This is a genomic window from Winogradskyella damuponensis, assembly GCF_039538385.1.
Lineage (GTDB): Bacteria > Bacteroidota > Bacteroidia > Flavobacteriales > Flavobacteriaceae > Winogradskyella > Winogradskyella damuponensis.
In genome coordinates, this window is the sequence record NZ_BAABCB010000007.1 from 39,042 (window position 1) to 65,270 (window position 26,229).

Annotated in this window: 17 protein-coding genes and 1 tRNA gene; 6 read left to right on the forward strand and 12 right to left on the reverse strand. The window is 34.3% G+C overall.

Features of this window, described 5'->3' with window-relative positions; genetic code table 11:
• Positions 1–20 precede the first annotated feature (20 nt).
• The 6 genes from ABD730_RS04390 to ABD730_RS04415 all read right to left on the reverse strand — a co-directional run bounded on the left by ABD730_RS04390 (position 21) and on the right by ABD730_RS04415 (position 8,925).
• Positions 21–1,379: a quinol:cytochrome C oxidoreductase gene (locus ABD730_RS04390; RefSeq protein WP_344712858.1), complete on the reverse strand. Its 1,359-nt coding sequence runs from the start codon at positions 1,377–1,379 to the stop codon at positions 21–23.
• Between the two features lie 22 nt (positions 1,380–1,401).
• The gene (locus ABD730_RS04395) at positions 1,402–1,962 is read right to left on the reverse strand and encodes a c-type cytochrome (protein ID WP_334471560.1); all 561 of its coding nucleotides are present in this window, start codon (positions 1,960–1,962) and stop codon (positions 1,402–1,404) included.
• Between the two features lies 1 nt (position 1,963).
• On the reverse strand, positions 1,964–2,503 hold the full coding sequence (locus ABD730_RS04400) for a DUF3341 domain-containing protein (RefSeq protein WP_215927868.1): 540 nt from the start codon (positions 2,501–2,503) through the stop codon (positions 1,964–1,966).
• Between the two features lie 8 nt (positions 2,504–2,511).
• Positions 2,512–4,251 carry an NrfD/PsrC family molybdoenzyme membrane anchor subunit gene (gene nrfD / locus ABD730_RS04405; protein ID WP_334471558.1) on the reverse strand — a complete coding sequence of 580 codons (1,740 nt, stop codon included), beginning with the start codon at positions 4,249–4,251 and terminating at the stop codon, positions 2,512–2,514.
• An 87-nt stretch (positions 4,252–4,338) separates the two neighbouring features.
• Positions 4,339–7,608, reverse strand: coding sequence for a TAT-variant-translocated molybdopterin oxidoreductase (locus tag ABD730_RS04410; RefSeq protein WP_334471556.1), 3,270 nt, complete (start codon positions 7,606–7,608; stop codon positions 4,339–4,341).
• Between the two features lie 27 nt (positions 7,609–7,635).
• Positions 7,636–8,925 carry a c-type cytochrome gene (locus ABD730_RS04415; RefSeq protein WP_215928288.1) on the reverse strand — a complete coding sequence of 430 codons (1,290 nt, stop codon included), beginning with the start codon at positions 8,923–8,925 and terminating at the stop codon, positions 7,636–7,638.
• A gap of 298 nt (positions 8,926–9,223) precedes the next feature.
• On the opposite strand from ABD730_RS04415, the gene ABD730_RS04420 reads away from it, so the two are divergent.
• Positions 9,224–9,604 carry an SPOR domain-containing protein gene (locus ABD730_RS04420; protein WP_334471554.1) on the forward strand — a complete coding sequence of 127 codons (381 nt, stop codon included), beginning with the start codon at positions 9,224–9,226 and terminating at the stop codon, positions 9,602–9,604.
• Between the two features lie 112 nt (positions 9,605–9,716).
• Here the strand turns inward: ABD730_RS04420 and infB are convergent, their stop codons facing one another.
• The 3 genes from infB to rimP all read right to left on the reverse strand — a co-directional run bounded on the left by infB (position 9,717) and on the right by rimP (position 14,297).
• Positions 9,717–12,500: a translation initiation factor IF-2 gene (gene infB, locus ABD730_RS04425; RefSeq protein ID WP_334471552.1), complete on the reverse strand. Its 2,784-nt coding sequence runs from the start codon at positions 12,498–12,500 to the stop codon at positions 9,717–9,719.
• An 87-nt stretch (positions 12,501–12,587) separates the two neighbouring features.
• Positions 12,588–13,820, reverse strand: coding sequence for a transcription termination factor NusA (nusA, locus tag ABD730_RS04430; protein WP_215927875.1), 1,233 nt, complete (start codon positions 13,818–13,820; stop codon positions 12,588–12,590).
• A gap of 12 nt (positions 13,821–13,832) precedes the next feature.
• Complete coding sequence (gene rimP, locus ABD730_RS04435) at positions 13,833–14,297, reverse strand: ribosome assembly cofactor RimP (RefSeq protein WP_334471550.1); 465 nt, start codon at positions 14,295–14,297, stop codon at positions 13,833–13,835.
• A 154-nt stretch (positions 14,298–14,451) separates the two neighbouring features.
• Between rimP and ABD730_RS04440 the strand changes: the two genes are divergently transcribed.
• Positions 14,452–15,276 (forward strand): universal stress protein, encoded by an 825-nt coding sequence (locus tag ABD730_RS04440; protein WP_334471548.1) that lies wholly within the window; start codon positions 14,452–14,454, stop codon positions 15,274–15,276.
• An 80-nt stretch (positions 15,277–15,356) separates the two neighbouring features.
• Here the strand turns inward: ABD730_RS04440 and ABD730_RS04445 are convergent.
• Positions 15,357–15,433 (reverse strand) — tRNA-Gln (locus ABD730_RS04445).
• A gap of 151 nt (positions 15,434–15,584) precedes the next feature.
• Here ABD730_RS04445 and ABD730_RS04450 point away from each other — a divergent pair.
• Entirely contained in the window at positions 15,585–18,983 is a 3,399-nt protein-coding gene (locus ABD730_RS04450) for a glycosyltransferase family 117 protein (protein WP_344712864.1), read from the forward strand.
• Between the two features lie 6 nt (positions 18,984–18,989).
• Positions 18,990–19,658 (forward strand): polysaccharide deacetylase family protein, encoded by a 669-nt coding sequence (locus ABD730_RS04455; protein ID WP_334467933.1) that lies wholly within the window; start codon positions 18,990–18,992, stop codon positions 19,656–19,658.
• Between the two features lie 36 nt (positions 19,659–19,694).
• Here the strand turns inward: ABD730_RS04455 and ABD730_RS04460 are convergent, their stop codons facing one another.
• Positions 19,695–19,991, reverse strand: coding sequence for a thioredoxin family protein (locus ABD730_RS04460; RefSeq protein ID WP_334467935.1), 297 nt, complete (start codon positions 19,989–19,991; stop codon positions 19,695–19,697).
• A 108-nt stretch (positions 19,992–20,099) separates the two neighbouring features.
• Positions 20,100–21,329, reverse strand: a complete 1,230-nt coding sequence (locus ABD730_RS04465; RefSeq protein ID WP_344712866.1) for a metallophosphoesterase — start codon at positions 21,327–21,329, stop codon at positions 20,100–20,102.
• A 185-nt stretch (positions 21,330–21,514) separates the two neighbouring features.
• Here ABD730_RS04465 and ABD730_RS04470 point away from each other — a divergent pair, with 185 nt between their 5' ends.
• Positions 21,515–24,448 (forward strand): GH92 family glycosyl hydrolase, encoded by a 2,934-nt coding sequence (locus ABD730_RS04470; protein WP_344712868.1) that lies wholly within the window; start codon positions 21,515–21,517, stop codon positions 24,446–24,448.
• A gap of 108 nt (positions 24,449–24,556) precedes the next feature.
• Positions 24,557–26,227 (forward strand): MFS transporter, encoded by a 1,671-nt coding sequence (locus ABD730_RS04475; RefSeq protein WP_334467941.1) that lies wholly within the window; start codon positions 24,557–24,559, stop codon positions 26,225–26,227.
• The last annotated feature ends 2 nt before the right edge of the window (positions 26,228–26,229 follow it).

Genomic DNA, 26,229 nt, shown 5'->3' on the forward strand with positions numbered 1-26,229 from the left:
GTTTCTGTTCTTATTTAAAATTAATAATGGAAATTTTTACTTTCCTTAATAAATGGATTTCCTTTAGCTAGTAATGGATATTTACCTAATGCTGTAAAGACAACAAGCATAAATAAACCACCAAATAATAAAATTGCTCCTATTTCAGGAATTCCAATAAACCATCTATCACCAACTGTTGCAGGCATAATCATATTGAAAATATCTACGTAATGACCACAAAGAATTACAACTCCTGCCATTATTACAAACCAATTTACGCGTTTGAAGTCACTATTCATTAATAATAATAGTGGGAATACAAAGTTCATAGCTACCATACCAAAGAAAGGTAAGTTATAATCTTCAATACGTGTTACAAAATAAGTAACTTCTTCTGGAATATTTGAATACCAAATTAACATGAATTGAGAGAACCATAAGTAAGTCCAGAATACACTAAATCCAAACATAAATTTAGCTAAATCATGGATATGACTATCGTTTACATGTTCTAATAAACCTTTAGATTTTAGGTAAATTGCTATCATGGCAATTGTAGTTACACCACAAACAAGCATACCTGCTAATAAGTACCATCCAAACAAGGTACTAAACCAGTGTGGATCTACACTCATTATCCAGTCCCAAGACATTATTGATTCTGTGTAAATAAAGAATACTAAAAATGCTGCTGAAATTCTGAAGTTCTTTTTAAAGTTTCTGTTATCATTTATATCAGCATTATCTTGAGCAACTGAGAACTTTCTAGAAAAATATTGGTAAGCAGACCAACCTGCTAAAAATACAGCACCTCTTATAAAAAATCCTGTTTTATTTAACCAACCTGATTTCCCTGCGACAAGCGCATCATAATTATCGTGACCTACTGTAGTCATACCATCAGTTAACCAGATAAACAAATGACTATCTGCAACAAATGCGATTATTAATAAGATAACACCACCTGGTAAAACATAAGATGTAATACCTTCCATGACTCTAAACAGTACAGGCGACCAACCTGCTTGAGAAGCATATTGTACAGCATAAAATGCTAATACCCCTAATGCAATCATAAAGAAAAAGAATGCTGCTACATAAAGTGCGGCATAAGGTCTGTTATGAATTTGGTGTAAGACATGTTCTTCATGACTCATTTTGTGTCCTTCCTCAGCATGAGCTTCTTCACCATGTAATTCTGCTTCTCCGTGAGCATCATCATGTACATCTGCTTCGTGAGCATCACCGTGGTGAGCTTCACTTGCCAACAATTCTTTTACATCTTCTACCGTTTCATAGCTTTTAGAAGATATGAAACCAGAAGTGACGCCAATTGCTCCTAAAATTACAAGAACAATAGCAAATATTCTTAATCGATTTGAAATTTTATATTCCATTTATATAATCTTTATCTAAATCTTACTTTTCTAAATCTGCTTTCAGTTTCTCAACGTAAGCTACTACTTGCCAGCGCTCAGTCTCGTTCAATTGGTTAGCATAAGAACCCATTGTGTTTTTACCGTAATAAATAACGTGGTAAATACTTCCTGTAGTAATTGCTCTTCCTACATCATCGTAAGAAGGAACCCCTAAAATCTTTTCGCGTTGAACCAATTTACCTTTACCATCTCCTTTGTTACCATGACAAATTCCACAGTAAATGTCATATAGTATCTTACCTTCTGTATAATCTACTTGTAAAGAATCTAAAGGACTTTTTAAATTCGCTTTTGCATACGCAAAACCTTCATTTGTATTTTCAATTTCAAAAGGCATAAAATCACCTCTTGGTATTGATCCTTCTGCAGGTAATTGGGCTTCTACACCATTTTTAAATGCGTCAGATTCTTGATATGTTTCATAACCAACTGACTCATACATGTTTGGCATATATTGGTAATTGGGTCTAGAGTTCTTTTGGCAAGACACAAAGCTTACCAATAATACTAATGCTACGATATATTTTGTGGCTATCTTCATATTAATGTGCATCTTCATCTTTATCAACAATATTTATCTCAACAGCTCCTGTTTCTTGTAACAATGCAGTTAATGAATCTTCATTATTATGCACAGCAATTTCCATTAAGAAATGGTCATCTGTAGTTCTTGGGTCAGGGTTTTCTGCTTTTTTAAACGGCCACATTCTACTTCTTAGGTAAAAAGTTATAACCATTAAGTGAGCTGCAAAAAACACTGTAAGCTCAAACATAATTGGTACAAATGATGGCATATTCTCAATATAACTAAAGCTTGGCTTACCTCCAATATCTTGAGGCCAATCTTCAATCATTATAAAATTCATCATTACAATAGCTACAGTTAAACCAACACAACCATATAAAAAAGCTGTTATTGCTAAGCGTGTAGGCGCTAATCCCATTGCCTTGTCTAGTCCATGAACTGGAAAAGGTGTATATATCTCTTCAATGTGATGTTTTTCTGATCTAACCGTTTTGACGGCTGACATTAGTACATCATCATCTGTATAAATAGCATGAATTACTCTCGAAGCTTCCATAGACTATATTAGTTGTTTAATAAATTTTTAGCTTGTCCTGACCAATCATCACGTTCTGCTCTTCCTGGGAAAGAACCTGTAATTGCATCTAACAAGTCATATTCTTTTTTCGTCATCTTACTTACCTGAAGGAATGTGTAAATACCTATACTATTTAACACCTCTTCCATCTTTGGACCAATACCATTTATTTTCTTTAAATCGTCTGCAGTACCTGTTGTGGCATCAAACGCTCCAATAGTACCTAAAAGGTCATTTACTTTAGTAGAATTATCTTCCGATGAAACCACTGGTTTTGTTGGTGTAATAGTATTGGCAGCTAAATTTGATGTTCTAGCATCTGCTCCTGTTCCAACTAAACTATCACCGCGTTCTCTAATGTTTTTATAACGCTCCCCAGATGATTTTAAAATTGTTTTTACTTCTGCTTGTGCTATTACAGGGAATGTACGAGAATACAGTAAAAATAATACAAAGAAGAAACCAATTGTTCCAATAAAAATTCCAATATCTACAAACGTTGGTGAAAACATAGACCATGATGATGGTAAATAATCTCTATGTAGTGATGTTACGATAATTACGAAACGCTCAAACCACATACCAATGTTTACAACAATAGAGATAAAGAAAGAGAACATGATACTTGTTCTTAATTTCTTAAACCACATAAACTGAGGTGAGAATACATTACAAGACATCATTGCCCAATATGCCCACCAATAAGGTCCTGTTGCTCTATTTAAGAATGCATATTGTTCGTACTCTACTCCAGAATACCATGCAATAAATAACTCAGTAATATAAGCCACACCAACTATAGAACCTGTAATCATTATTACAATGTTCATTAATTCTATGTGTTGTACTGTTATATAATCTTCAAGGTTACACACTTTTCTCATAATAATAAGAAGCGTGTTTACCATAGCAAATCCAGAGAATACTGCACCTGCAACAAAATAAGGTGGGAAAATCGTTGTATGCCAACCAGGAATAACAGATGTTGCGAAGTCAAAAGATACAATAGTGTGTACAGAAAGTACTAAAGGAGTTGCTAAACCTGCAAGTACTAAAGATACTTCTTCAAAACGTTGCCAATCTTTTGCTCTTCCAGACCAACCAAAACTTACTAAAGCGTATATTTTCTTTTGGAAAGGCTTAACTGCTCTATCTCGTAACATAGCGAAATCTGGTAATAAACCTGTCCACCAAAATACAAGTGATACTGATAAGTACGTAGAAATCGCGAATACATCCCAAAGTAAAGGTGAGTTAAAGTTTACCCATAACGAACCAAATTGATTTGGTATAGGTAATACCCAATATGCTAACCATGGACGACCCATGTGAATAATTGGAAATAAACCCGCTTGAACTACTGAGAAAATAGTCATGGCTTCCGCAGAACGGTTAATTGCCATTCTCCATTTTTGACGGAAGAGTAAAAGTACTGCAGAAATTAAAGTTCCTGCGTGACCAATACCAACCCACCAAACGAAGTTAGTAATATCCCAAGCCCAATTTACAGTCTTATTAAGACCCCAAACTCCAATACCGGTAGATACGGTATAAATAATACAACCTATTCCCCAAAGGAATGCGACCAACGCAATGCTGAAAACTATCCACCATGATCTGTTGGCTTTACCTTCAACTGGTCTTGCGACATCAACAGTAACATCGTGATACGATTTTTCTCCTGTTACTAATGGTCTTCTAATAGGTGCTTCGTAATGAGACGCCATTCTTTATTGTTTAAATGTTGATTTGTTTAAATGCTAAAAGCTGTTGTTTATTTCAACTTCTAACTATTTAACTTTTTATTTAGTTATTTATGCTTTTGATGTATTTCTCACCTTTGTCTGATAGATTACGTTTGGTTTTGTACCTACGTATTCTAGCAAATGATACATACGATCATCTTCTTTTAATGCTGAGATTTTACTCTCCTTATCATTAATATCACCAAACACCATCGCTCCGTTTCCACATGCCGCAGAACAAGCTGTTTGGAATTCTCCATCTTTAACTTCTCGTCCGTCACGCTTAGCATCAAGAATTGTTTTTTGTGTCTTTTGAATACACATAGAACATTTTTCCATTACACCACGAGAACGCACTACTACATCTGGATTTAATACCATACGTCCTAAATCATCATTCATGTAGTAATCAAACTCATCATTCTTATTGTATAAGAACCAGTTAAAACGACGTACTTTATAAGGACAGTTGTTTGCACAGTAACGTGTACCTACACAACGGTTATAAGCCATGTGGTTTTGCCCTTGACGACCATGAGCTGTTGCAGCAACAGGACAAACTGTTTCACAAGGTGCATGATTACAATGCTGACACATTACTGGTTGAAATGCTACTTGAGGATTTTCTGCAGGATTTTCCATCTCACCAAAGCCTCCTAAAGATCCATTATCTCCAAATAAACCAGAGAAACCATCTTTTTTAGCATCATCCGATTCAAATGTATCTTGATGAGAATAATATCTATCAATACGCAACCAATGCATATCTCTACTACGTCTCATTTCTGATTTACCAACAACAGGAACGTTATTTTCTGCATGACATGCAATTACACATGCTCCACAACCCGTACAGGCGTTTAAGTCTATTGATAAGTTAAAGTGATGACCTATAGAACGATCAAACTCATCCCATAAATCTACATCTGGAGATGTTACAGGTGTTTCTATATGATTAAGAGATACAACAGGAACTGCATTCCAGTGCTTCTTATCTTTTGTATTAAAGACTTCTAAAGTAGTTTCTTTAATAATATCTCCACGTCCCATTAAAGTATTATGCAACTGTACACAAGCAAATTCGTGCTCACCAGAAGCTTTTTCAATAGTAACGTTTTGAACTGAATTGAAATTTTGGTATAACGGATAAGCGTTAACACCTGTTTTCATTTCTTCTTTTAAACCTTTTGATGTTCTTCCAAAACCGAAAGATAAACCAACAGATCCTTTTGCTTGTCCTGGCTGAATGATTACTGGTACTGTAATTGCTTCTGCTCCATTAACTGAAACTTTTGCATAACTACCATTTAACCCACCATTAGCTACATTCCAATTTTTCAACTCTAACCTATCAGCATCTGCCTGAGAAACTGTTAAGTAATTATCCCAAGTTGTTCTTGTAATAGGATCTGGAAATTCTTGTAACCATGGGTTGTTAGCTTGTTGACCATCACCCATTCCTGTCTTGGTATAAAGCAATAATTCCATTGCGCTACCTTTAGCCGAACTTGCTAAAGCTCTTGCGGCTTCACCACCAGATAAAGCTGAAACTGAACCTCCTGCAACTGAACCACCATTATTAACAGTAGTTGCTGTTGTGTTTGTTACATATTCGTCCTTATCTTCATCTTTTATACCAACTCCTACAGCAACATCATGAATAACGCCACCTAGGAAAGTTCTATCTTTTTTATCTTTTAACGCTGTTGTGGTTTCTGTACTTGTTGAAGAACTATTTCCACCATTCTTTGCAGAACTAGACACGAAAACACCATCTTGAACCGCCTTATTAAATGACGCACCACCTAATATATTTGTTGTCCAATATGATTTTAAGAAGTCTCTATATGAACCTGACTTATCTGTCCAACCCATTAATACCTCTTGAAATTGCTTAGTGTCAAATAACGGACGAATTGTTGGTTGCATCATTGAGTAATGACCAGCTTTCATCTCGATATCTCCCCATGATTCTAAATAATGAGGTGCTGCTGCGATATATTGACAATTAGTTGACGTCTCATCTTGTTTCATTGAGAACGCAATTGACAATTCTGTTTTTGCAAGACCTTCTGAAAAATCAGAAGCATTTGGCAATGTATATATTGGATTAACACCATTCATGATGATAGCTCCAACTTTTCCTGCTTTCATATCAGAAACCAATTGCATAACTGCTTTATCGCTTCCTTGTCTTGTTTTTATTGTTGTTTTAGGGTCAAATGCCTTACTCTTTAAGTAAGTATTTAACTCTAACACTACAGTTTGTGCATTTACATCTTGTATACCTGTAACCACAACGGCATTGCTACCGGCTTTGCTAATCTCTTTAGCTGCTGCTTTAACGGCTGCGTCTAATCCTTCAGGAAGCTTAGCACCACCAGCAGAATTTCCAGTGACTTCACTGTATAATTTAGCTAAAGCTATTTTTTGCTGACTTGGTGTTAATGGCACACGCTTATCTGCATTTGCACCAGATAATGACATATTAGATTCAAACTGAATATGTCTAGACATCTTACCATCTTCAGGAATACGTTTTTTAGCATAAGCAGACTCAAAGCCTCCACCCTGCCAATCTCCTAAGAAATCAGCTCCAATAGAAACAATAGTCTTAGCCTTAGAGAAATCGTAATTAGCCATTCCTCTTACTCCGTACTTCGCTTGGTAAGCATCTAAAGTAGCAGATTCTGAAACAGCATCATAAACAACGTGGTTTACGTTGCCATATTTAGCTTTAAAATCTGCAATCAATTTATTTGTTGATGGACTTGGCAATGTTTGCGTTAAAAACACAATTGCCTTACCATTAAGCCCATTTAATTTTGAAGTTGTTTCGGACATAAACGTCTCCCAAGAGATTTTAGAATCACCTTTCATTGGCGATTTTACTCTAAGGTTATCGTATAATCCTAAAACGGAAGCATTAACTCTCGCATTTGCAATACCACTAGCCCCAGCTTCAGTGTTATTCTCAATTTTAATAGGTCTTCCTTCTCTTGTTTTTACTAAAACACTTGTAAAATCAAAACCATCTGCAATCGTTGTTGCATAATAGTTAGCCACACCAGGAATAATCTCAGTTGGCTGAACTATGTAAGGAATTGACTTAATTACTGGCCCTTCACAAGCCGCCAAAGAAGCTGCTGCGGTACTAAAACCAACGTATTTTAAGAAATCACGACGCGATGTAGACGAAGATTCTAACGATTCTTTGTCTCCTAAAAATTCATCTGTAGGAATTGGTTCCACAAATTCATTTTGTTGTAGCGCCTCAACAATAGAACTATTTTCGTTTAGTTCTTCAACACTTTTCCAGTATTTCTTGTTTGATGACATATAATTTTGAATTACTTCTTATTTAATTTAATAATGACACTTTCCACATTCTAATCCACCCATCTGCGCCACAGTTAACTGCTCAACTCCATACTTTTTAGATAATTCTTCGTGTATCTTAGTATAATATTCGTTGTCTTTAACTTTTACATTTGTTTCTCTGTGACAGTTAATACACCAGCCCATAGTTAATGGTGCATTTTGGTACATTATTTCCATTTCCTCAACAGGACCATGACAAGTCTGACATTCAATACCACCAACCTCTACGTGTTGTGAGTGATTGAAATAAGCAAAATCAGGTAAGTTATGAATACGTATCCACTTAACAGGTTTAGAATCTCCAGTATAACCAGTTCCATCCCAACCTACAGCATCGTATAATTTTTGAATTTCCGCATTGTAATCTACACCATACTCTGTGCCTTCTGCTAAAGTTTCTGGTGCGACTTCTGAAATTGATTTATGACAATTCATACAAACATTTAAAGAAGGAATACCTGAAGTCTTACTTACTCTAGCTGATGAGTGACAGTACTTACAATCAATACCATTGTCGCCTGCATGAATTCTATGCGAATAATGAATAGGCTGAACAGGTTCGTAACCTTGATCTACACCTACTTGCATAAAGTAACCATACACAAAGTAACCACTTGCTAACAAGAAGATAATTGCTGTAACCAATACTAAAAATTGATTTTGAACAAACGCCTTCCATAATGGTGTTCTTTTTTCTTGCGCTGTAAAGACTTCAATATCTTTAGCTTTAGCAAAACGATTTAACGTACGGTTTACTAACACTAACGCCATTGCTAATAACCCAAACAATAAGGCTAAAGCACCTAAAATGATATCATTTGAAACACCACCTTGCTGACTAGCACCTTCATTAGTGTTGCTTTCTACAACTACAGGTTCTTTTTTCTCCTCAGCAGTATAAGCCAAAATATCTGAAATATCTTGATCACTTAACTGTGGAAACGGCGTCATAGGAGTTCCGTTATACTCATTAAAGATCTTATTCGCATACGCGTCTCCAGATTTAATAAGCGAAGAGCTATTTCTAATCCAAGCACTAAGCCATTCTCTATCTAAGCCTTGCTCATCTGCCAATCTTGCCTCTACATTACGTAATGCAGGACCTGTCATTGGCTTATCTAGCTTATGACACGCTGCACAATTAGAATTATAGAGCGATTTTCCATTAACTGGATCACCTTCTTGAGCTGTAAGTGAGGTCGAAAATGCAAGCAATAGTGCAAAACAAAGACTAACTATCCTTGAGGTTAAACTACGGTAAATCACTTGTTTCATATAATAAGTTGAATTATCTTCTAAACTTTGGTACGATTTTTTCATTAAAAACTTGAAAAAAGATGTTTATAAAAACTCTGGCAAAAGTAACATTTAAAGTCGATTTTGGAAATCTTAGAGAAGTGTTAATATATAATTTATACCAATTCTAAATAATGTATTTCAAAAATTTAATGATTGAATATTCGTTCCTTAATTACCGACAGCTTGAAGTATAATTGATTACAGCTAAAATGTAGATAAAAAAATCACACATGTTCTTCTGAAAATTATACCTTTGCCAATAAATAATTACTCTATGAAATTAAGAAATAAATCTTTTTGTCTTGTCTTTTTAGGTCTAGCATTATCTATTTCCCTTCATTCGCAAGAAGGAACAGTTAACGTTAGCCAAGACAGTGATATTGATAAATTATTGGAATACAAAAAAGATATCAAAACCTCTAAGGTCTATAAAATACAAGTATTTCAAAGCGTGGATCCTGATAAGGCTGCTCGAGAAAAAGCTAACTTTTTAAACGCTTACAGTGAATGGCCTGTAGAAATTGTATGGAACACTCCAAATTATAAAGTTTGGGTAGGCAACTTTGCTACAAAGTTAGAAGCTGAACGCGCTGGTGTAAAAATTAAAAAGAAGTATATGAATGCTATTATTTTTCAACCTAAAACAGACGACTAAATAGCTTCTAAAACAACTGCAATGAGTCCTTTTAAATAACTCATGTTTTCTAATTTTATCTCATAAAAAAAACCGACAATTACTTGTCGGTTTTTTTATTTGTTATAAGTTATTACTTTAACTTTTTCTTTACTTCTACTTCTTGGAATGCTTCGATAACATCACCAATTACAATGTCGTTATAACCTTTAATTTGCATACCACAATCATAACCTTTAGCTACCTCTCTAACATCGTCTTTAAAACGTTTTAAAGCTTCTAGTGTACCTGTATGAACAACGACTCCGTCTCTAATAATTCTTATGTTAGAATTTCTAAAGATTTTACCATTCATAACCATACAACCTGCAATATTTCCAATCTTAGAAACTTTAAATATTTCTCTAATTTCTGCAGTACCTGTAACCTCTTCTTTTAACTCTGGAGATAACATACCTTCCATAGCATCTTTAAGATCGTTAATTGCAGCATAGATAATAGAATACGTTCTGATATCAATTTCTTCCTTATCAGCAATCATTCTTGCATTTCCAACAGGACGTACATTAAATCCAACAATAATAGCATCTGAAGCTGTTGCTAATAAGACATCACTTTCTGTAATGGCACCAACACCTTTATGTATAATATTAACTTGAATTTCTTCAGTAGATAATTTTTGGAAAGAATCTGTTAATGCTTCTACAGAACCATCTACATCACCTTTAAGAATTATATTAAGTTCTTGGAAATCACCAAGAGCAATACGTCTTCCAATCTCATCAAGTGTAATATGACGTTGTGTTCTAACAGATTGCTCACGTTGTAACTGAGTACGTTTAGTTGCAATTTGTTTTGCTTCACGCTCATCTGCAAAGACATTAAACTTATCACCTGCTTGAGGCGCACCATCTAAACCAAGTATAGATACTGGAGTTGCAGGACCTGCTTCCTTAACATCGTGGCCTCGCTCATCTTGCATAGCTTTTACTTTACCACTATTCTTTCCGGCTAAAACATAATCACCAACTTTTAAAGTACCTGCTTGTACTAAAATTGTTGACACATATCCTCTACCTTTATCTAAGTAAGCTTCCACTACTGTTCCGCTTGCTGCTTTATTAGGGTTTGCTTTTAATTCTAGCAATTCAGCTTCTAGCAATACTTTTTCTAATAATTCTTTAACACCAGTTCCCATTTTAGCAGAAATGTCATGTGATTGAATTTTTCCACCCCAATCTTCTACTAAGAGATTCATTTGTGCTAATCCTTCTTTTACTTTTTCAGGATTGGCATCTGGTTTATCTATTTTGTTAATTGCAAATACGATTGGTACTCCAGCCGCTTGTGCATGAGAAATCGCTTCTTTTGTTTGAGGCATTATAGCATCATCCGCAGCAACTACAATAATAGCAATATCTGTAACTTGAGCACCACGAGCACGCATCGCTGTAAAGGCTTCGTGACCTGGTGTATCTAAAAATGCTATTTTTTGTCCATTTTCTAGTTCTACACCATATGCACCAATGTGCTGTGTAATTCCACCGGATTCACCAGCAATTACATTTTCTTTACGTATATGGTCTAATAATGATGTTTTACCATGATCTACGTGCCCCATTACTGTAACAATTGGTGCACGAGGTAATAAATCTTTAGGATCGTCAACAACATCTTCTATTGATTCTTCAATATCAGCTTTAATAAACTCTACATCGTAACCAAATTCTTCTGCAACTATAGTTAAAGTTTCTGCATCTAACCTTTGGTTCATGGTTACCATCATACCAAGAGACATACATGCTGAAATAACTTGTGTTACTCCAACTTCCATCATTGTAGCAATTTCACTAACGGTTACAAACTCTGTAACTTTTATTGTTTTGCTTTCTGCTGCAGCGATTTCTTGATCGATTTCACTTTGTTCTCTGTGTTGATCTCTCTTATCTCTTCTGTATTTAGCGCCTTTTCCTTTATTAGATTTACCTTGTAATTTCTCAAGTGTTTCTCTAATTTGTTTTTTTACATCTTCTTCTGTAGGCTCTTCCTTAACAATTTTTGGTCTGGCATTTCCTCCACGTCCTTTTGGACCTCCTCTTCTATTATCAAACTTAGGTTTTCCACCTGAGTCATTTCCGCCTTTACTAATTCTACGTCTTTTACGCTTATTAGCATCGCCAGAAGCTCCTGGTTTATTGTCTTCTTTTTTCTTTTTAGGTTTGTTGAATTGAGAAAGGTCTATTTTTTTACCTGTGGTAACTGGACCAGTAAGTTTCTTATACTGTGTCTTAATAGTTTCTTCAACTGGCTCAGAAGGTGCTTTAGGCTCTTCTTTTTTAGTTTCTTTTTTAGTAGAAACCTCTTTCGTTTCGGCCTTCTCTACTTTTTCAGTTTTCTCAACCTTTTCTACTTTCTTAACCTCTTCTTTCTTTTGAGGTTCTTCAGGCTTTTCAACTTTTTTGACCTCAACCTTAGGTTTTTCCTCTTTTTTGACTGGTTTTTCAACCTTAGGAGTTTCCTTAACTTCAGGTGCTTTAGGAGCCTCTTCTTTTTTAGATTTTGGCTTTTTATCTAAGTCAATTTTACCAACTTGTTTTGGGCCACTTAACTCAGCTTTAGCCTTAACTACAGATTCTCTTTCTGCCTTTTGCTTTTGCTTTTCTTCAATTTCGCGTTCTCGCTGTTCACGAAGCTCTTCTTTTTCTTTAAGTTTTGCTTCACTAACCTCTTGAGCTTTTTCACGTTTAGATGCATCTGTCTGAAATTCATCAGAAAGCGTGTTATAAACTTCTTGCGAAATTTTAGTATTAGGGCTTTTCTCAATCTCGATACCTTTGGATTCTAAAAAATCCACTGCACGATCTATTGAGATATTTAATTCCCTTAATACTTTATTTAATCTTGTTGTTTGAGCCATAAACTGCCTGTAAAATACTTAAATATATGTTATACCAATATAACTTCAAAATGAAATAATAAAAATCATTTTAAAATTAATCTGATATTATTCTTCAAATTCCTCTCTTAGAATCCTAATGACGTCTAAGATTGTTTCTTCTTCTAAATCTGTACGCTTCACTAAATCAACAACATCTTGCTCTAAAATACTTTTTGCAGTATCTAAGCCAGCTTTGCTAAATTCAGAAATTACCCAACCTTCAATTTCATCAGAGAATTCTTTTAATTCTACATCTTCTTCTGCACCTTCTCTAAATACGTCAATCTCATAACCTGTTAGTTGACCAGCCAAACGAATATTGTGACCACCTCTACCAATAGCTTTTGAAACCTCTTCTGGTTTTAATAACACCTCAGCACGCATATTTTCTTCGTCTAATTTTAAAGACGTTACTCTTGCTGGGCTCAATGCTCTTGTTACAAAAAGCTGAACATTGTTTGTATAATTAATTACATCGATATTCTCGTTTCCTAACTCACGTACAATACCGTGAATTCTAGAACCTTTCATACCAACACAAGCTCCAACTGGATCGATTCTATCATCGTAAGAATCTACTGCAACTTTTGCTTTTTCTCCTGGAATACGTACTACTTTTTTAACTGTAATTAAACCATCAAAAACTTCTGGTATTTCCTGTTCAAATAATTTCTCAAGAAATACTGGTGATGTTCTAGACATCACAATTGCTGGTTTGCTTCCTTTTAATTCAACACTTTCAATAATTCCTCTTACATTTTCTCCTTTTCTGAAGAAATCTGAAGGAATTTGTTTGTCTTTTGGAAGTATAATTTCATTACCATCATCGTCTAACAAAATAATTGCTCTGTGACGAATGTGGTGTACTTCTGCTGTATAAATCTCACCTTCAAGCTCTTTAAAGTGCTTGTAGATATTTGTATTATCATGTTCATGAATCTTAGAAATTAAGTTCTGTCTTAATGCTAAGATAGAACGTCTTCCAAGATCAATTAACTTTACTTCTTCTGCAACGTCTTCACCAACTTCAAAATCTGGCTCTATTTTTTGCGCTTCAGATAATTCAATTTCTTGATTTGGTTCTTCAACTTCACCATCTGCAACAACGATTCGGTTTCTCCAAATTTCTAAATCTCCTTTATCTGGGTTTATTATGATATCAAAGTTATCGTCATCACCATACTTCTTCTTCAATGCATTACGTAATACATCTTCAAGAATTGCCATTAGCGTAACTCTATCTATTAATTTGTCGTCCTTAAATTCTGAAAATGACTCAATTAACGCTACATTTTCCATAATTGATATGAATTAAAATTTTATTTTAACTTTTGCTTCTTTAATATTATCAAAAGCTACATTAGCTTGTTTAGCTACTGTTACTTTTCCTTTTCCAACAGGCTTTGGTTCTCTTGCTTTCCAGCTTAGAACCACTCCATCATCATTTACTTCTGTGAGTTCTCCTTCTAAATTTTGATGATCTAAAGTCTTTACCTCTAAATTTCTACCAATATGCTTATTATACTGTCTAGGCAAAACTAAAGGAGTTGTCGCACCTGAAGATAAAACTTCTAAAGAAAAATCGTGTTCTTCTCTATCTACATTGTGTTCAATTGCTCGACTTATAAACATGCAATCTTCTACTAAGACGCCATTATCACCATCTATTACAATTTTAATAACGTTATCTCCAGACAAAGAAAAATCTATTAAAAAGAGGTCTTGTCTCTCGTCTAGTGCCTTTTGTAATAAGTCTTCTACTATTTTCTTAAACATTATTTGATATAAAAAGAGAGGACTTTTCGTCCTCTCGCTTATTTATTTTTAGTAAACAACGGTGCAAATATACGACATTTATATTAATTTATCCAAGCTATGCAATGTGGAATAATTTTCTTAGATTTAAGGAACTAAATAAATACAACAAATAATGAATAAAATATTAGTTCCTACAGATTTTTCTGAACAAGCTGAAAATGCATTAAAAGTAGCAGCAATGCTTGCTAAATCTCATAATGCCGAAATCTATTTACTGCACATGATGGAAATTCCAACGCAGCAAACCGATCAAGGAAATGCAGAGAGTGATATTCCCGAAACCTTGTTTTTTATGAAATTGGCACAAAAAAGATTTGAAAATCTTATGGCTTCAGACTACTTACAAGGTCTTACAGTACATGAAACCGTAAAAGCTGACATTACATTTAATGAAATTAAAGATTCTTGTAAAGAATTTGATATCGATTTTATTGTTATGGGCTCTCATGGAGCTACAGGGCTTAAAGAAATGTTTGTTGGGTCTAATGCCGAAAAAGTTGTAAGAACTTCTGACGTTCCTGTTTTAGTAATTAAAAATGAGCACGAATCTTTTGACGTATCTGATTTTGTTTTTGCTTCAGATTTTAAAAATGACAACAAAGAAACTTATAAACAAGCCGTAAAATTTGCTAAAGCTTTTGGCTCAAAAATTCATTTATTACTCGTTATTACTTCTGGTAATTTTATGACATCGTATGAAGCTAAATCTAGAATTGAAGATTTTATTTCAGGCGAGACTTTTGACAATTACACCATTACTATTCACAATGATAATTCTGTAGAACAAGGTATTTTAAATGTTTCTAAAGATATAAATGCAGATCTTATTGGTATTAGTACGCATGGCAGACAAGGTATTGCGCATTTCTTTAATGGCAGTATTAGCGAAGATTTAGTAAACCATGCAAAACGCCCTGTAATTACTTTTAAAATATAAAAAATCAGACTAAATCTAAAATTAACTAATATTCTAAAATTAAAAAATCCTAATCAATTACTGATTAGGATTTTTTCTTTTGGTTGGCCTACTAGGTTTCGAACCTAGACTCTTCTGTACCAAAAACAGATGTGTTAGCCAGTTACACCATAGGCCAATCTCTCATTTTGAGGGTGCAAATTTAAAACAAAGTTTCACTTAGACAAAAAAAAACAATAAAAATTTTAAAAATACTTAACGTTAACTTAAAAATGTAGCCATTTAGGTAATAATTAGTAAATTCGCCAGCATTAATAATCAAGGTTTTCATGACAGATTTTAACTTTAAAAAGTGGAACAACATTCTAGGATGGTTTGTTTTTACAATAGCAGTTGTAGTTTACGGGCTTACTATTGAACCAACAGTGAGTTTTTGGGATGCTGGCGAATATATTTTAACTTCATCTAAGTTACAAGTAGGACATCCACCGGGAGCACCGTTATTTCAAATGTTTGGAGCTTTTTTCTCCATGTTTGCGTTAGAACCTTCACAGATTGGTGCCATAATGAACATGATGAGTGGTGTTGCAAGTGCATTTACCATTCTTTTTATGTTCTGGACCATTAGTCTTATGCTTGTAAAACTTACAAAGTACAATGAAGACAAAAACCCAGGTAAAGCATATGCTATTTTAGGAAGTGCTTTAGTAGGAAGTTTAGCTTTTACCTTTACCGATTCGTTTTGGTTTAATGCCGTAGAAACCGAAGTGTACGCCATGGCTACATTAATAATGGCTATTCTATTCTATTTAGGCTTACGTTGGGAACAAGATATGAACAAGCCACGAGGTAACCGTTGGTTAATCTTAATAGCCTTTGTCATTGGACTATCTTTTGGTGTTCACTTTATGGGACTCTTAACGATTCCTGCCATAGGTCTTCTGTATTACTTCAAGAATTACAAAACCATTACCGTTAAAAACTTCATCATAGCAAATATTGCTTCAGCTGCAATTCTGCTTTTTATATTTAAGTTACTACTGCCTTCAACATTAAAACTTTTTGGATACTTAGAAGTCTTTTTTGTAAACTCTATTGGTTTACCTTTTAATTCAGGAACTATTATTACTGGATTAATGGTTATCGCTTTATTTTATTTTGGGCTGAATTATACGCGTAAGAAAGAGTTGAAACACGCAAACACACTAGTACTATGCCTAATGTTCATCTTTATAGGATTCTCGTCTTGGATGATGCTTCCAATTCGTGCGAATGCGCAGGTTGTTATTAACGAAAACAACCCTTCAGATGCTAGAGAGCTTTTAGCTTATTACAACTTAGAACAATATCCTGAAACCCATTTATTTTATGGACCACAGTTTACAGAATCCTATTCTGGTGCAGATAAAGACGAACCTTTTGTAGACGACAAAAAGAATTATGAGCGTGATGATGAAGCTGGAAAATACGTCATTATTAACGATTGGGAAAAAAGCAAACAAAACTACAATCATGAGCATGCTTCAATTCTTCCAAGAATGTGGAGTGCTGAACATGCCGAAAATTATATGATGTTTACAGGTTTAATTGACTTTAGAGTTGATCCTAACCTACAAGTACGTGCCTACAACGAAGCAATGAATGCAGGTTTAACCGAAGACCAAGCTTCACAATATGCTTTAGGAGAAAAACAACAATTTGACCAGCTTGTTTATGATTTTAAGAGACGTGTTGCCGAAGGAGAAATTGATTATGAAGGTTATAATCAGTTTTTAAGAAACTACGGTCAGCAATATTTAATTGTTGAAAAACCATCATTTGTAGATAACATCATGTATATGTTTCAATACCAATTTGGCTACATGTACTGGCGTTATTTTATGTGGAATTTCACAGGACGACAAGACGACATTCAAGGACGATACACACATAAAAATGGAAATTGGATTTCTGGTATAAACTTTATAGACTCGTGGCATTTAGGGCTGTCTCAAGATAATTTACCAACAGACGTTCTAGAAAACAAAGCCAGAAACACCTATTACTTCTTACCACTACTATTAGGTTTAGTAGGCTTCTTTTTCTTAATGTATTCGGATTTGAAACGTTTTTGGGTATTAGTCGTCTTCTTTTTGCTAACAGGCTTAGCCATTCAGTTTTACACCAATATAAGACCATTTGAACCTAGAGAACGTGATTATTCTGTTGTAGGCTCTTTTTATGTTTTTGCTATCTGGATTGGTTTTGGAGTTTACGCCATCTACGATCTTTTACAATCAAGTATAAAAACAAAATTTTTAGCTCCTATTATTACTTTAGCTTGTCTTATTATTGTGCCAGGTGTCTTAGCTGCGAATAATTGGGACGACCACGATCGTTCTGGTAAGTACACCACAAATTCTATGGCTCGTAAATATCTAGAGTCCTGTGCACCTAATGCAATTCTATTTACCATTGGAGACAACGACACATTCCCATTGTGGTATTTACAAGAAATTGAAGGAGTACGTAGAGATGTACGTGTAATAAACACCAGTTTATTTCAAACAGATTGGTACATTGACCAAATGAAACGCAAGGCTTACGAGAGTGACCCTATTCCTTCACAGCTTACTCACAATCAATATCGAGGAGCCACAAGAGATGTTATTATTAGAAGAGAAATTACCAAGGACACATTACCTATTAAGGACTTTATGGATTTTGTATCTAGTGAAAAGCCAAGTACCAAACTCAAATATGTAGTTGAAAGACAAGGTGAAGACCCAGATCAATATCCTAAACACTTATTAAATTCTAATTATTACCCATCACGCTATATAAGCATTCCTGTTAATAAAGACATGGTTCTTAAAAAAGGAATTGTAAAACCGAAAGATGCAGACAAAATAGAAGACAATCTTTTTACTGAAATTAGCTCTAGCTACATTTATAAAAACAATCTATTAATGTTAGACATTATTGCCAACAATAATTGGGAACGTCCAATTTATTTTACTGGTGGTGCTTTTGGAGCCGAGGATTATATTTGGCTAAAAGATTACTTACAACTCGATGGCATGTGTTATAAATTAGTACCTATTAAAACACCTGTAGACAGAGCTAATCCTTATGACATGGGACGTGTAGATCCAGACCTTATGTACGACATGGTGAAAAACTGGGAATGGGGAGGCAGTGGAGAAGACCTCTATTATGATATTGAAACCAGAAGAAATGGAATTACCTATAGAGGCAATTTAGCTCGACTAATAGAACAGTTAATTAATGAAGATAAATTAGATAAAGCCGAAGAAATTGCAGACATCGCTATGGAAAAAATGCCTGTAGATAAATTTGGTTTCTATTCTTTATTAGAGCCTTATGTGAGTGCATATTATGAAATAGGAAACGTAGAAAAAGGACGTGCCCTTTACAAAGATGTCGCTAAAAAATACCAAGAAAACTTGGTATACTATAGCAGCTTAGATATAGAAGACCAAGAATTTATGGTTGGTGAAGAGATTTATATAGATATACAACGTTACAGAGCCTTAATTGATATTCTAGTTATATATAACGATAAAGATTTTGCATTACAGGAAACCAAAACATTTAATAGCTATTTAAGCTTGTTTGACGAACTTATGAATCGCTATAGTGACGAAGAGCTACCTGAAGTGCCAAACGATATTGATATACAAAGTACCATTAAAGACACTATTGAAAGAATAGCACCAGAGAATTAAACTCTAATGAAAATTATTCCAGCTAAAATACCAGGGTTTGTGAAAGCTTTATTTCCAAATTTTATTTGGAATATTGATACAACTAAAAAAGAACTCTTTTTAACCTTTGATGATGGCCCAACTCCTGAAATTACAGATTGGGTGCTTCAAACTTTAAAAGATTACAATGCAAAAGCAACATTTTTTTGCATTGGTAGTAATATTGAGGCAAATATTGAAATTTTTCAAAATATAATTAAAGAAGGACATTCAATTGGTAATCATACTTACAACCATTTAAAAGGTTGGAAAACGAAAACGAAAATGTATCTTGGGAATGTTGAACTTACCGACTCCGTTATTCAGTTTCAAATTCAGAATTCAAAATTTTTAACAGATAACAATAAACCGTCATCAAAACTATTTAGACCACCTTATGGTAAGTTTAAAAATAAACAAAGTAAAAAATTGTTGAAATTAGGATACAAAATCGTGATGTGGGATATTTTATCTTACGATTGGGATAAATCTGTATCAAAAGAAACTTGCCTTAAAAATATAACATCAGCAGCCAAAGAGGGAAGTATTATTGTGCTTCATGATAGCATAAAAGCATCACGTAATTTAAAATATGTACTCCCTAAGGTTTTAGAATATTACAGCAAAAAAGGTTATGAATTTAAGAGCATAACATAATACTTGATAGGTTTTATAAACCTTTATCAAAATCACCTAAACATACTCTTGAATAATATTAATCAACGTATTAGCGTCTTGTTCGCCACTATGACGCCATTTCATTTCTCCATCTTTATAAATGATTAATGTTGGTAGACCTTTAACACGCAATGCTTCTGCAAGTTCTTTATTTTTACCGACATCAATTTTTATAACTTTAGCTTTATCACCTAATGAAGCCGCAACATCTCTAAGCACAGAATGCATAGCAACAGATTGATCATTCGCTTCAGTGTAAAAATCCAGAAGTACTGGAATTTCAACATCTATTAATTCCCCAAATTTTGACATACGTTTTAGTTTTAGTCAAATATACAAGTACTTCAAACTCACAAAAACCTAGTAATTTATATCCGTGAGTTAGGTACTCATATCATAAAAATAAGCAATTCTTTACAATTATGCACTTTTAGTTCCTCTTTTGAGCTCAATTACAGTGATTTCTGGCCAAATTCCAACACGTCCAGGATATCCTAAATAACCAAAACCTCTATTGACATTGATATGCTGACCTAACTCTGTATAAATTCCAGCCCATTGTTTATAACGCCATTTTGCAGGACTCCATTTTACCCAACCCGGTATTTCAATTCCAAATTGCATACCATGTGTATGGCCACTTAAAGTTAAATGATAATGATACGAATCATTAACCACAACTTTATCCCAATGACTAGGATCATGACTCATTAGTATCTTAAAATCATCTTTATGAACTTGCTCAGAAGCTTTCTTTAAATCTCCAGCTTGCTTAAAACCTCCTATACCCCAATTTTCAACACCGATTAAAGCAATACGCTGACCTTCTTTTTCAAGAAATCGGTTTTCATTTAATAACAAATCGAAGCCTATTTCTTTCTGAAGGGTTTTTAAATCTTCTAAATTTTGCTTTTTAGCAGCAGCAGAACTCCAATCTACATAATCTCCATAATCATGATTTCCTAAAACAGAATACAATCCATCCTTAGCTCTTAATTTTCCAAAAGTATCCTTCCAAGGTAACATTTCAGACGCTTTATTATTTACCATATCTCCTGTAAATAACAAAATATCAGATTCTTGTTCATTAATTAAATCTACGGCATACTCAATTTTTTCTTTGTTATCAAAACTACCCGAATGTATGTCACTTATCTGAGTTATTCTATACCCATCAAAGGCCTCTGGTAAATCCTCAAAATGAAGCGTATAATTAAGAACTCTAAAATTATATTTGCCTTTATACATGCCGTAAAGCAAAGATGAAAACGGAATAGCAGCCAAGCCTAAAGCAACCTGACTAATAAATTTTCTGCGTGATGGAAAATAGAACGCCTCTTTCTGAGTCATGGCCTTTTGGTACAGACCAATTGCTCCTCTTATAATATCTTCTCCAATTAAAATTGGGACTAACACCAAATTAAAAGCTAGAAATGTTAGTAAAAACCCAAATGCGTAACTTTTGGCTGGTGTCAGTACACGCCCTTCATTACCAGATGTAAACTGAAAAATAAAATTCCCCACAATAACGATAGCTATACCAAAGAATACATAGTATATCCAAGTTTGTTTAGTTACAGTTCTTATGGCTTGAAAACCATAAACCGTTAGAATTATAAATAAAATAGCAAATAGTATCCAGCGAATCATCTTGTTTTTTTGAGTTTACAAATTTAAAGCTTATAACAAGCGACCTATCTTATGAAAGTGTTAAAGATTTTTCAAGCTTAATACTCAGAATGTCAAAATAAAAACTAAACAAAAAGGACTCCCCTTAAAAACAGTCTTAATTTCATTTTACTATATTAGATGCATTATAATTAATTGTCTTTTTGATGAATTTTAAACGAACCGCTATTGTAATTGCGCTTACACTTCTTATAAGTTGTAATACCTCAACTTCAATTACCGAAGCTCAAAAAGACCAACTACTAACCCACTACGTTAATACCTTTATTGGCACAGGTGGTCACGGACACACTTATCCTGGGGCAACACTGCCTTTTGGGATGATGCAGTTAAGTCCTGACACACGCTTAGACGGTTGGGATGGTTGCTCGGGCTATCATTATACAGACCGTTATATTTATGGGTTTTCGCATACGCATCTAAGCGGAACAGGCATTAGCGACTATGGAGATGTGCTTTTAATGCCAACAAACGAAATCAATTTTAATAATGGAGCTGATGGCAAAAAAGGCTATCGTGCACATTTCAGTCATGATAATGAATTTGCAGAACCTGGCTATTATAAAGTCCATTTAGATTCTACAAATATTAATGTAGAACTTACCGTTGCACAACGAAGTGGTGTTCATAAATACGAATTTCCAAGTTCTAAAAATCAATATGTGATTTTAGATTTAGTACATCGTGATAAGGTTTTAGATGCTAAGATTGAAAAAATATCGGACACTGAAATTGTTGGTTATCGCCATTCTGAAGCTTGGGCAAAAGATCAACGTTTATACTTTATTATAAAAACATCGCACCCGTTTAATGATGTGTTACAATCACCACCAGAAACAGGAATACCAGGAGCCAGACGATCTGCTTTAAAATTTATAAACCCAAACAACGAATCTGTTTATATGAAAGTCGGCATTTCAGCCGTTGATATAGATGGTGCACGTAAAAATCTAGAAGCCGAAGTTTTAAACAAAGATTTTGAAACCGTTAAACAAGAAGCCCAACAGATTTGGGAATCGCAACTTGAAAAAATAGTAATTGAAAGCAACGATTTAGATAAAAAGACCAATTTTTATACAGCATTATACCATACTATGCTAGCACCACAATTGTATCAAGATGTTGATGGTCGCTATAGAGGCATGGATTTAGAGATTCATAAGACAACCGATTTTAATTATTACTCGGTATTTTCACTTTGGGACACCTATAGAGCAGCACATCCGCTTTACACCATTATAGAACAAGACCGCACCAATGATTTTATCAAAACCTTTTTAGCAAAATATGACGAAGGTGGCATTATGCCTATGTGGGATTTAGCAGGAAATTACACGAATTGTATGATTGGCTATCACGCCGTACCAGTCATTGCAGATGCCTATTTAAAAGGCTTGCGCGATTACGATACCGAAAAAGCTTTTGAAGCTATGAAGTATTCGGCAACCAGAGATAAATTTGGACTTGAAGCATATAAAAAATATGGATTTATTCCTGTGGATGAAGAAAGCGAATCGGTTTCAAAAACACTAGAATACGCTTATGACGATTGGACCATTGCGCAAATGGCAAAAGCCATGGGTAAAACGGAGGATTACAAAACTTACATTCAGCGTGCGCAGTACTACAAAAATGTATTTGATCCGGAAACCAACTTTATGCGAGGACGTTTTAAAAACACCTGGTTTACTCCTTTTGACCCTTACGAAGTGAATTTTAATTACACCGAAGCCAACGCTTGGCAATACAGTTTTTATGTTCCTCAAGATATTTCAGGATTTATAGAACTACTTGGAGGAAAAGATCAGCTAGAAGCAAAATTGGATGAATTATTCAGCGCCAAAACAGAAATATCCGGACGCCACCAATCGGATATCACAGGCCTAATTGGGCAATATGCGCATGGCAATGAACCTAGTCATCATATGGCTTACCTCTATAATTTTGTGAATAAACCCTATAAAACGCAAGAGAAAGTGCATCAAATTTTAACGGAGTTGTATCGTAATGATCCCGATGGCGTTTCAGGAAATGAAGATTGCGGACAAATGAGTGCTTGGTATGTGTTGAGCTCCATGGGTTTTTATTCCGTAACTCCAGGAAGTAATGAGTACATCATTGGAACACCTCTTTTTGATAAAGCAACCATAAGTCTTGAAGACGGAAAACAATTCAACATCACCGCCAATAACCTCAGCGATTCAAATAAGTATATTGAAAGTGTGAAACTCAATGGCAAAACATTAAATGAAACGTTTATAAGTCATTCAGCAATTGTTTCTGGCGGATCTCTAGAATTTAATATGACCAATCAACCTTCAACATGGGGAACAAAAGAAGAATCTGAACCAAAAACCGAAATAAAAGATCATATCATTCTGCCATCTCCATTTATCGCAAAAGGAGATATTACGTTTAGAGATTCGACCGAAGTTGTGTTATCTACCTCTGAAGTTGATGCTAAAATATATTATGCTTTAGATGACAATGATTTCAAAATTTATGACACCCCATTTACTATTTCAGAAGATACACAAGTAAAATTATATTCCGAAAAAGGGAATTTAAAAAGTCCGGTATTAACCACATCATTTTTCAAAATTGATCCCAATTTGAGTATTACTCTTGAAAGTGATTATGCCAATCAATATAGCGCAGGAGGCAATGATGCACTTATTGATGGTATTAGAAGTACCAAAAATTACAGAACTGGAAGCTGGCAAGGTTATGAGGATAAAGATATGGTTGCAACCGTTAATTTAGGCACTGAGAAATCTATTAATTTAATCGCAGTTAACTTTTTACAAGATCAGGATGCTTGGATTTTTTACCCCACGGAAGTTCAGTGTTTTGTTTCAAAAGACAATAAAACATTTAAAGCTTTGCCTCCACAAACTATAAATTCGGCTGAAAAGAATAGTGCAATAGCCATTAAAACAATTGAATTTAAAATTCCAAAAACTAAATATAAATATGTAAAAATCGTTGCGAAAAAACTTGGCAAAGTACCAAAATGGCATGTTGGCTATCCTATGGATGGACGAAGTTGGATTTTTGTGGATGAAATTTCAATAAAATAGCATAACATTCAATACTTTTAAATCCGATTAGAATTAACCATTTAAGATTGTATTAGCAACAAAACACAATTTAAGCAAGACCTTTAAACTAACTAACCATTTATAACAATGAACAATCAAAATAACAAATCAGCATTAGCAACTCTATGTACGGTTTTCTTTTTCTGGGGATTTATTGCAGCATCAAATAGTGTCTTTATTCCATTTTGTAAAACCTATTTTAATATTGACCAGTTTCAATCGCAATTAGTTGATTTTGCTTTTTATGGTGCCTATTATATTGGTGCGCTATCATTATTTGTAATGTCTAGTGCTGTAAAGCGTGATATATTAAATAATTGGGGTTACAAAAATGGTATTGTTTACGGCTTACTGTTATCTGCAATAGGAGCTTTTGTAATGTATCCTGCAACTGCTGGTGCAGAACAAGGCCAAACAGAGGTGTTCTATTTTGTGCTTATCGCTTTTTTCATTGTAGCACTAGGATTTTCATTACAACAAACTGCAGCAAACCCGTTTGCCGTTGCACTGGGTGATCCAAAAACAGGCTCACATCGCTTAAATTTAACAGGAGGTATAAATTCCTTTGGTACAACTATTGGCCCAATTGTAGTAAGTCTTGCTATTTTTGGATCTGCTTCTTGGTCTACTGAGCAATTAGCTGAAAAAATTAACACCAATGAAATTACGTTGGTCACCGTACAAGTTTTATATATGTGCGTTGGTGCTTTATTTTTAATTGCAGCAGCACTATTTCATTTTTCAAAAAAACTACCAGCTCTTAAATCTGAAACCGCTTTTGAACCCGCTAATAAAGCTAGAAACTTATTAATTATTTTAACCTTAGTTATCGTCGGTTGTTTTGGTTATATTTTTAGCACGTACTCAGGAGACGCTGTTGCTACTGAAGACATAGAGCACACTAGATTAATCATTTTGTTTATTGCACTATTGGCAGTAATAGCAACTGTTTTTATAGCAAACTCTAGTGCTTCTAAAAATCCGGATGGTTGGGGAGCCATGAAATACCCTCAACTTGTTTTAGGCATGCTAGCTATATTTACTTATGTTGGTGTAGAGGTAACCATAGGAAGTAATCTTGGAGAACTTTTAAAGCAAGGTGTAGAAAACACTGGTTTAAATACTATAGGTTTACCTGTTTTAAATGATTCGGAATTAGGAAAATATATTTCCATGTATTGGGGCGGACTAATGATTGGACGATGGGTTGGTGCTGTTACTGTTTTTAATCCAAGTAAAGGGTTAAAAAAAGTACTTCTAATTATAGTACCTTATGTGGCCTTTGCTGTAATCATTTTGGCTAATTTGGTTAAATACAGTTTTACAGCAAATGAAATTCTATTTTTTGCCATCTGTATTGCGGTTCAAATTGGAGGTTTCTTTTTAGCAAAAGACAATCCTGTTCAAACTTTAAAAATATTCAGTCTTTTAGGAATGTTAGGAATGCTTATTGGTCTCTTTACTTCAGGTAATGTTGCTTTATTTGCCTTCTTGTCTGGTGGTTTATTTTGCTCAATTATGTGGCCTTGTATTTTTACACTAAGTATTGCTGGCTTAGGAAAATACACCTCTCAAGGTTCAGCTTTTTTAATTATGATGATTTTAGGTGGTGCTATTATTCCTCCTGTACAAGGAAAATTGGCAGACGTCTTTAATATTCAAACCTCATACTGGATTGCTGTAGCTTGTTTTGGGTATTTATTATTCTATGCCTTTAGAACAAAAACGGTTTTAGACAAACAAGGTGTTACATATTAACG

Excerpts from the sequence above, each read along its gene's own strand:
- ABD730_RS04390 (WP_344712858.1), bottom strand. The coding sequence starts at position 1,379 with ATGGAATATAAAATTTCAAATCGATTAAGAATATTTGCTATTGTTCTT.
- ABD730_RS04395 (WP_334471560.1), bottom strand. The coding sequence starts at position 1,962 with ATGAAGATAGCCACAAAATATATCGTAGCATTAGTATTATTGGTAAGC.
- ABD730_RS04400 (WP_215927868.1), bottom strand. The coding sequence starts at position 2,503 with ATGGAAGCTTCGAGAGTAATTCATGCTATTTATACAGATGATGATGTA.
- nrfD (WP_334471558.1), bottom strand. The coding sequence starts at position 4,251 with ATGGCGTCTCATTACGAAGCACCTATTAGAAGACCATTAGTAACAGGA.
- ABD730_RS04410 (WP_334471556.1), bottom strand. The coding sequence starts at position 7,608 with ATGTCATCAAACAAGAAATACTGGAAAAGTGTTGAAGAACTAAACGAA.
- ABD730_RS04415 (WP_215928288.1), bottom strand. The coding sequence starts at position 8,925 with ATGAAACAAGTGATTTACCGTAGTTTAACCTCAAGGATAGTTAGTCTT.
- ABD730_RS04420 (WP_334471554.1), top strand. The coding sequence starts at position 9,224 with ATGAAATTAAGAAATAAATCTTTTTGTCTTGTCTTTTTAGGTCTAGCA.
- infB (WP_334471552.1), bottom strand. The coding sequence starts at position 12,500 with ATGGCTCAAACAACAAGATTAAATAAAGTATTAAGGGAATTAAATATC.
- nusA (WP_215927875.1), bottom strand. The coding sequence starts at position 13,820 with ATGGAAAATGTAGCGTTAATTGAGTCATTTTCAGAATTTAAGGACGAC.
- rimP (WP_334471550.1), bottom strand. The coding sequence starts at position 14,297 with ATGTTTAAGAAAATAGTAGAAGACTTATTACAAAAGGCACTAGACGAG.
- ABD730_RS04440 (WP_334471548.1), top strand. The coding sequence starts at position 14,452 with ATGAATAAAATATTAGTTCCTACAGATTTTTCTGAACAAGCTGAAAAT.
- ABD730_RS04450 (WP_344712864.1), top strand. The coding sequence starts at position 15,585 with ATGACAGATTTTAACTTTAAAAAGTGGAACAACATTCTAGGATGGTTT.
- ABD730_RS04455 (WP_334467933.1), top strand. The coding sequence starts at position 18,990 with ATGAAAATTATTCCAGCTAAAATACCAGGGTTTGTGAAAGCTTTATTT.
- ABD730_RS04460 (WP_334467935.1), bottom strand. The coding sequence starts at position 19,991 with ATGTCAAAATTTGGGGAATTAATAGATGTTGAAATTCCAGTACTTCTG.
- ABD730_RS04465 (WP_344712866.1), bottom strand. The coding sequence starts at position 21,329 with ATGATTCGCTGGATACTATTTGCTATTTTATTTATAATTCTAACGGTT.
- ABD730_RS04470 (WP_344712868.1), top strand. The coding sequence starts at position 21,515 with ATGAATTTTAAACGAACCGCTATTGTAATTGCGCTTACACTTCTTATA.
- ABD730_RS04475 (WP_334467941.1), top strand. The coding sequence starts at position 24,557 with ATGAACAATCAAAATAACAAATCAGCATTAGCAACTCTATGTACGGTT.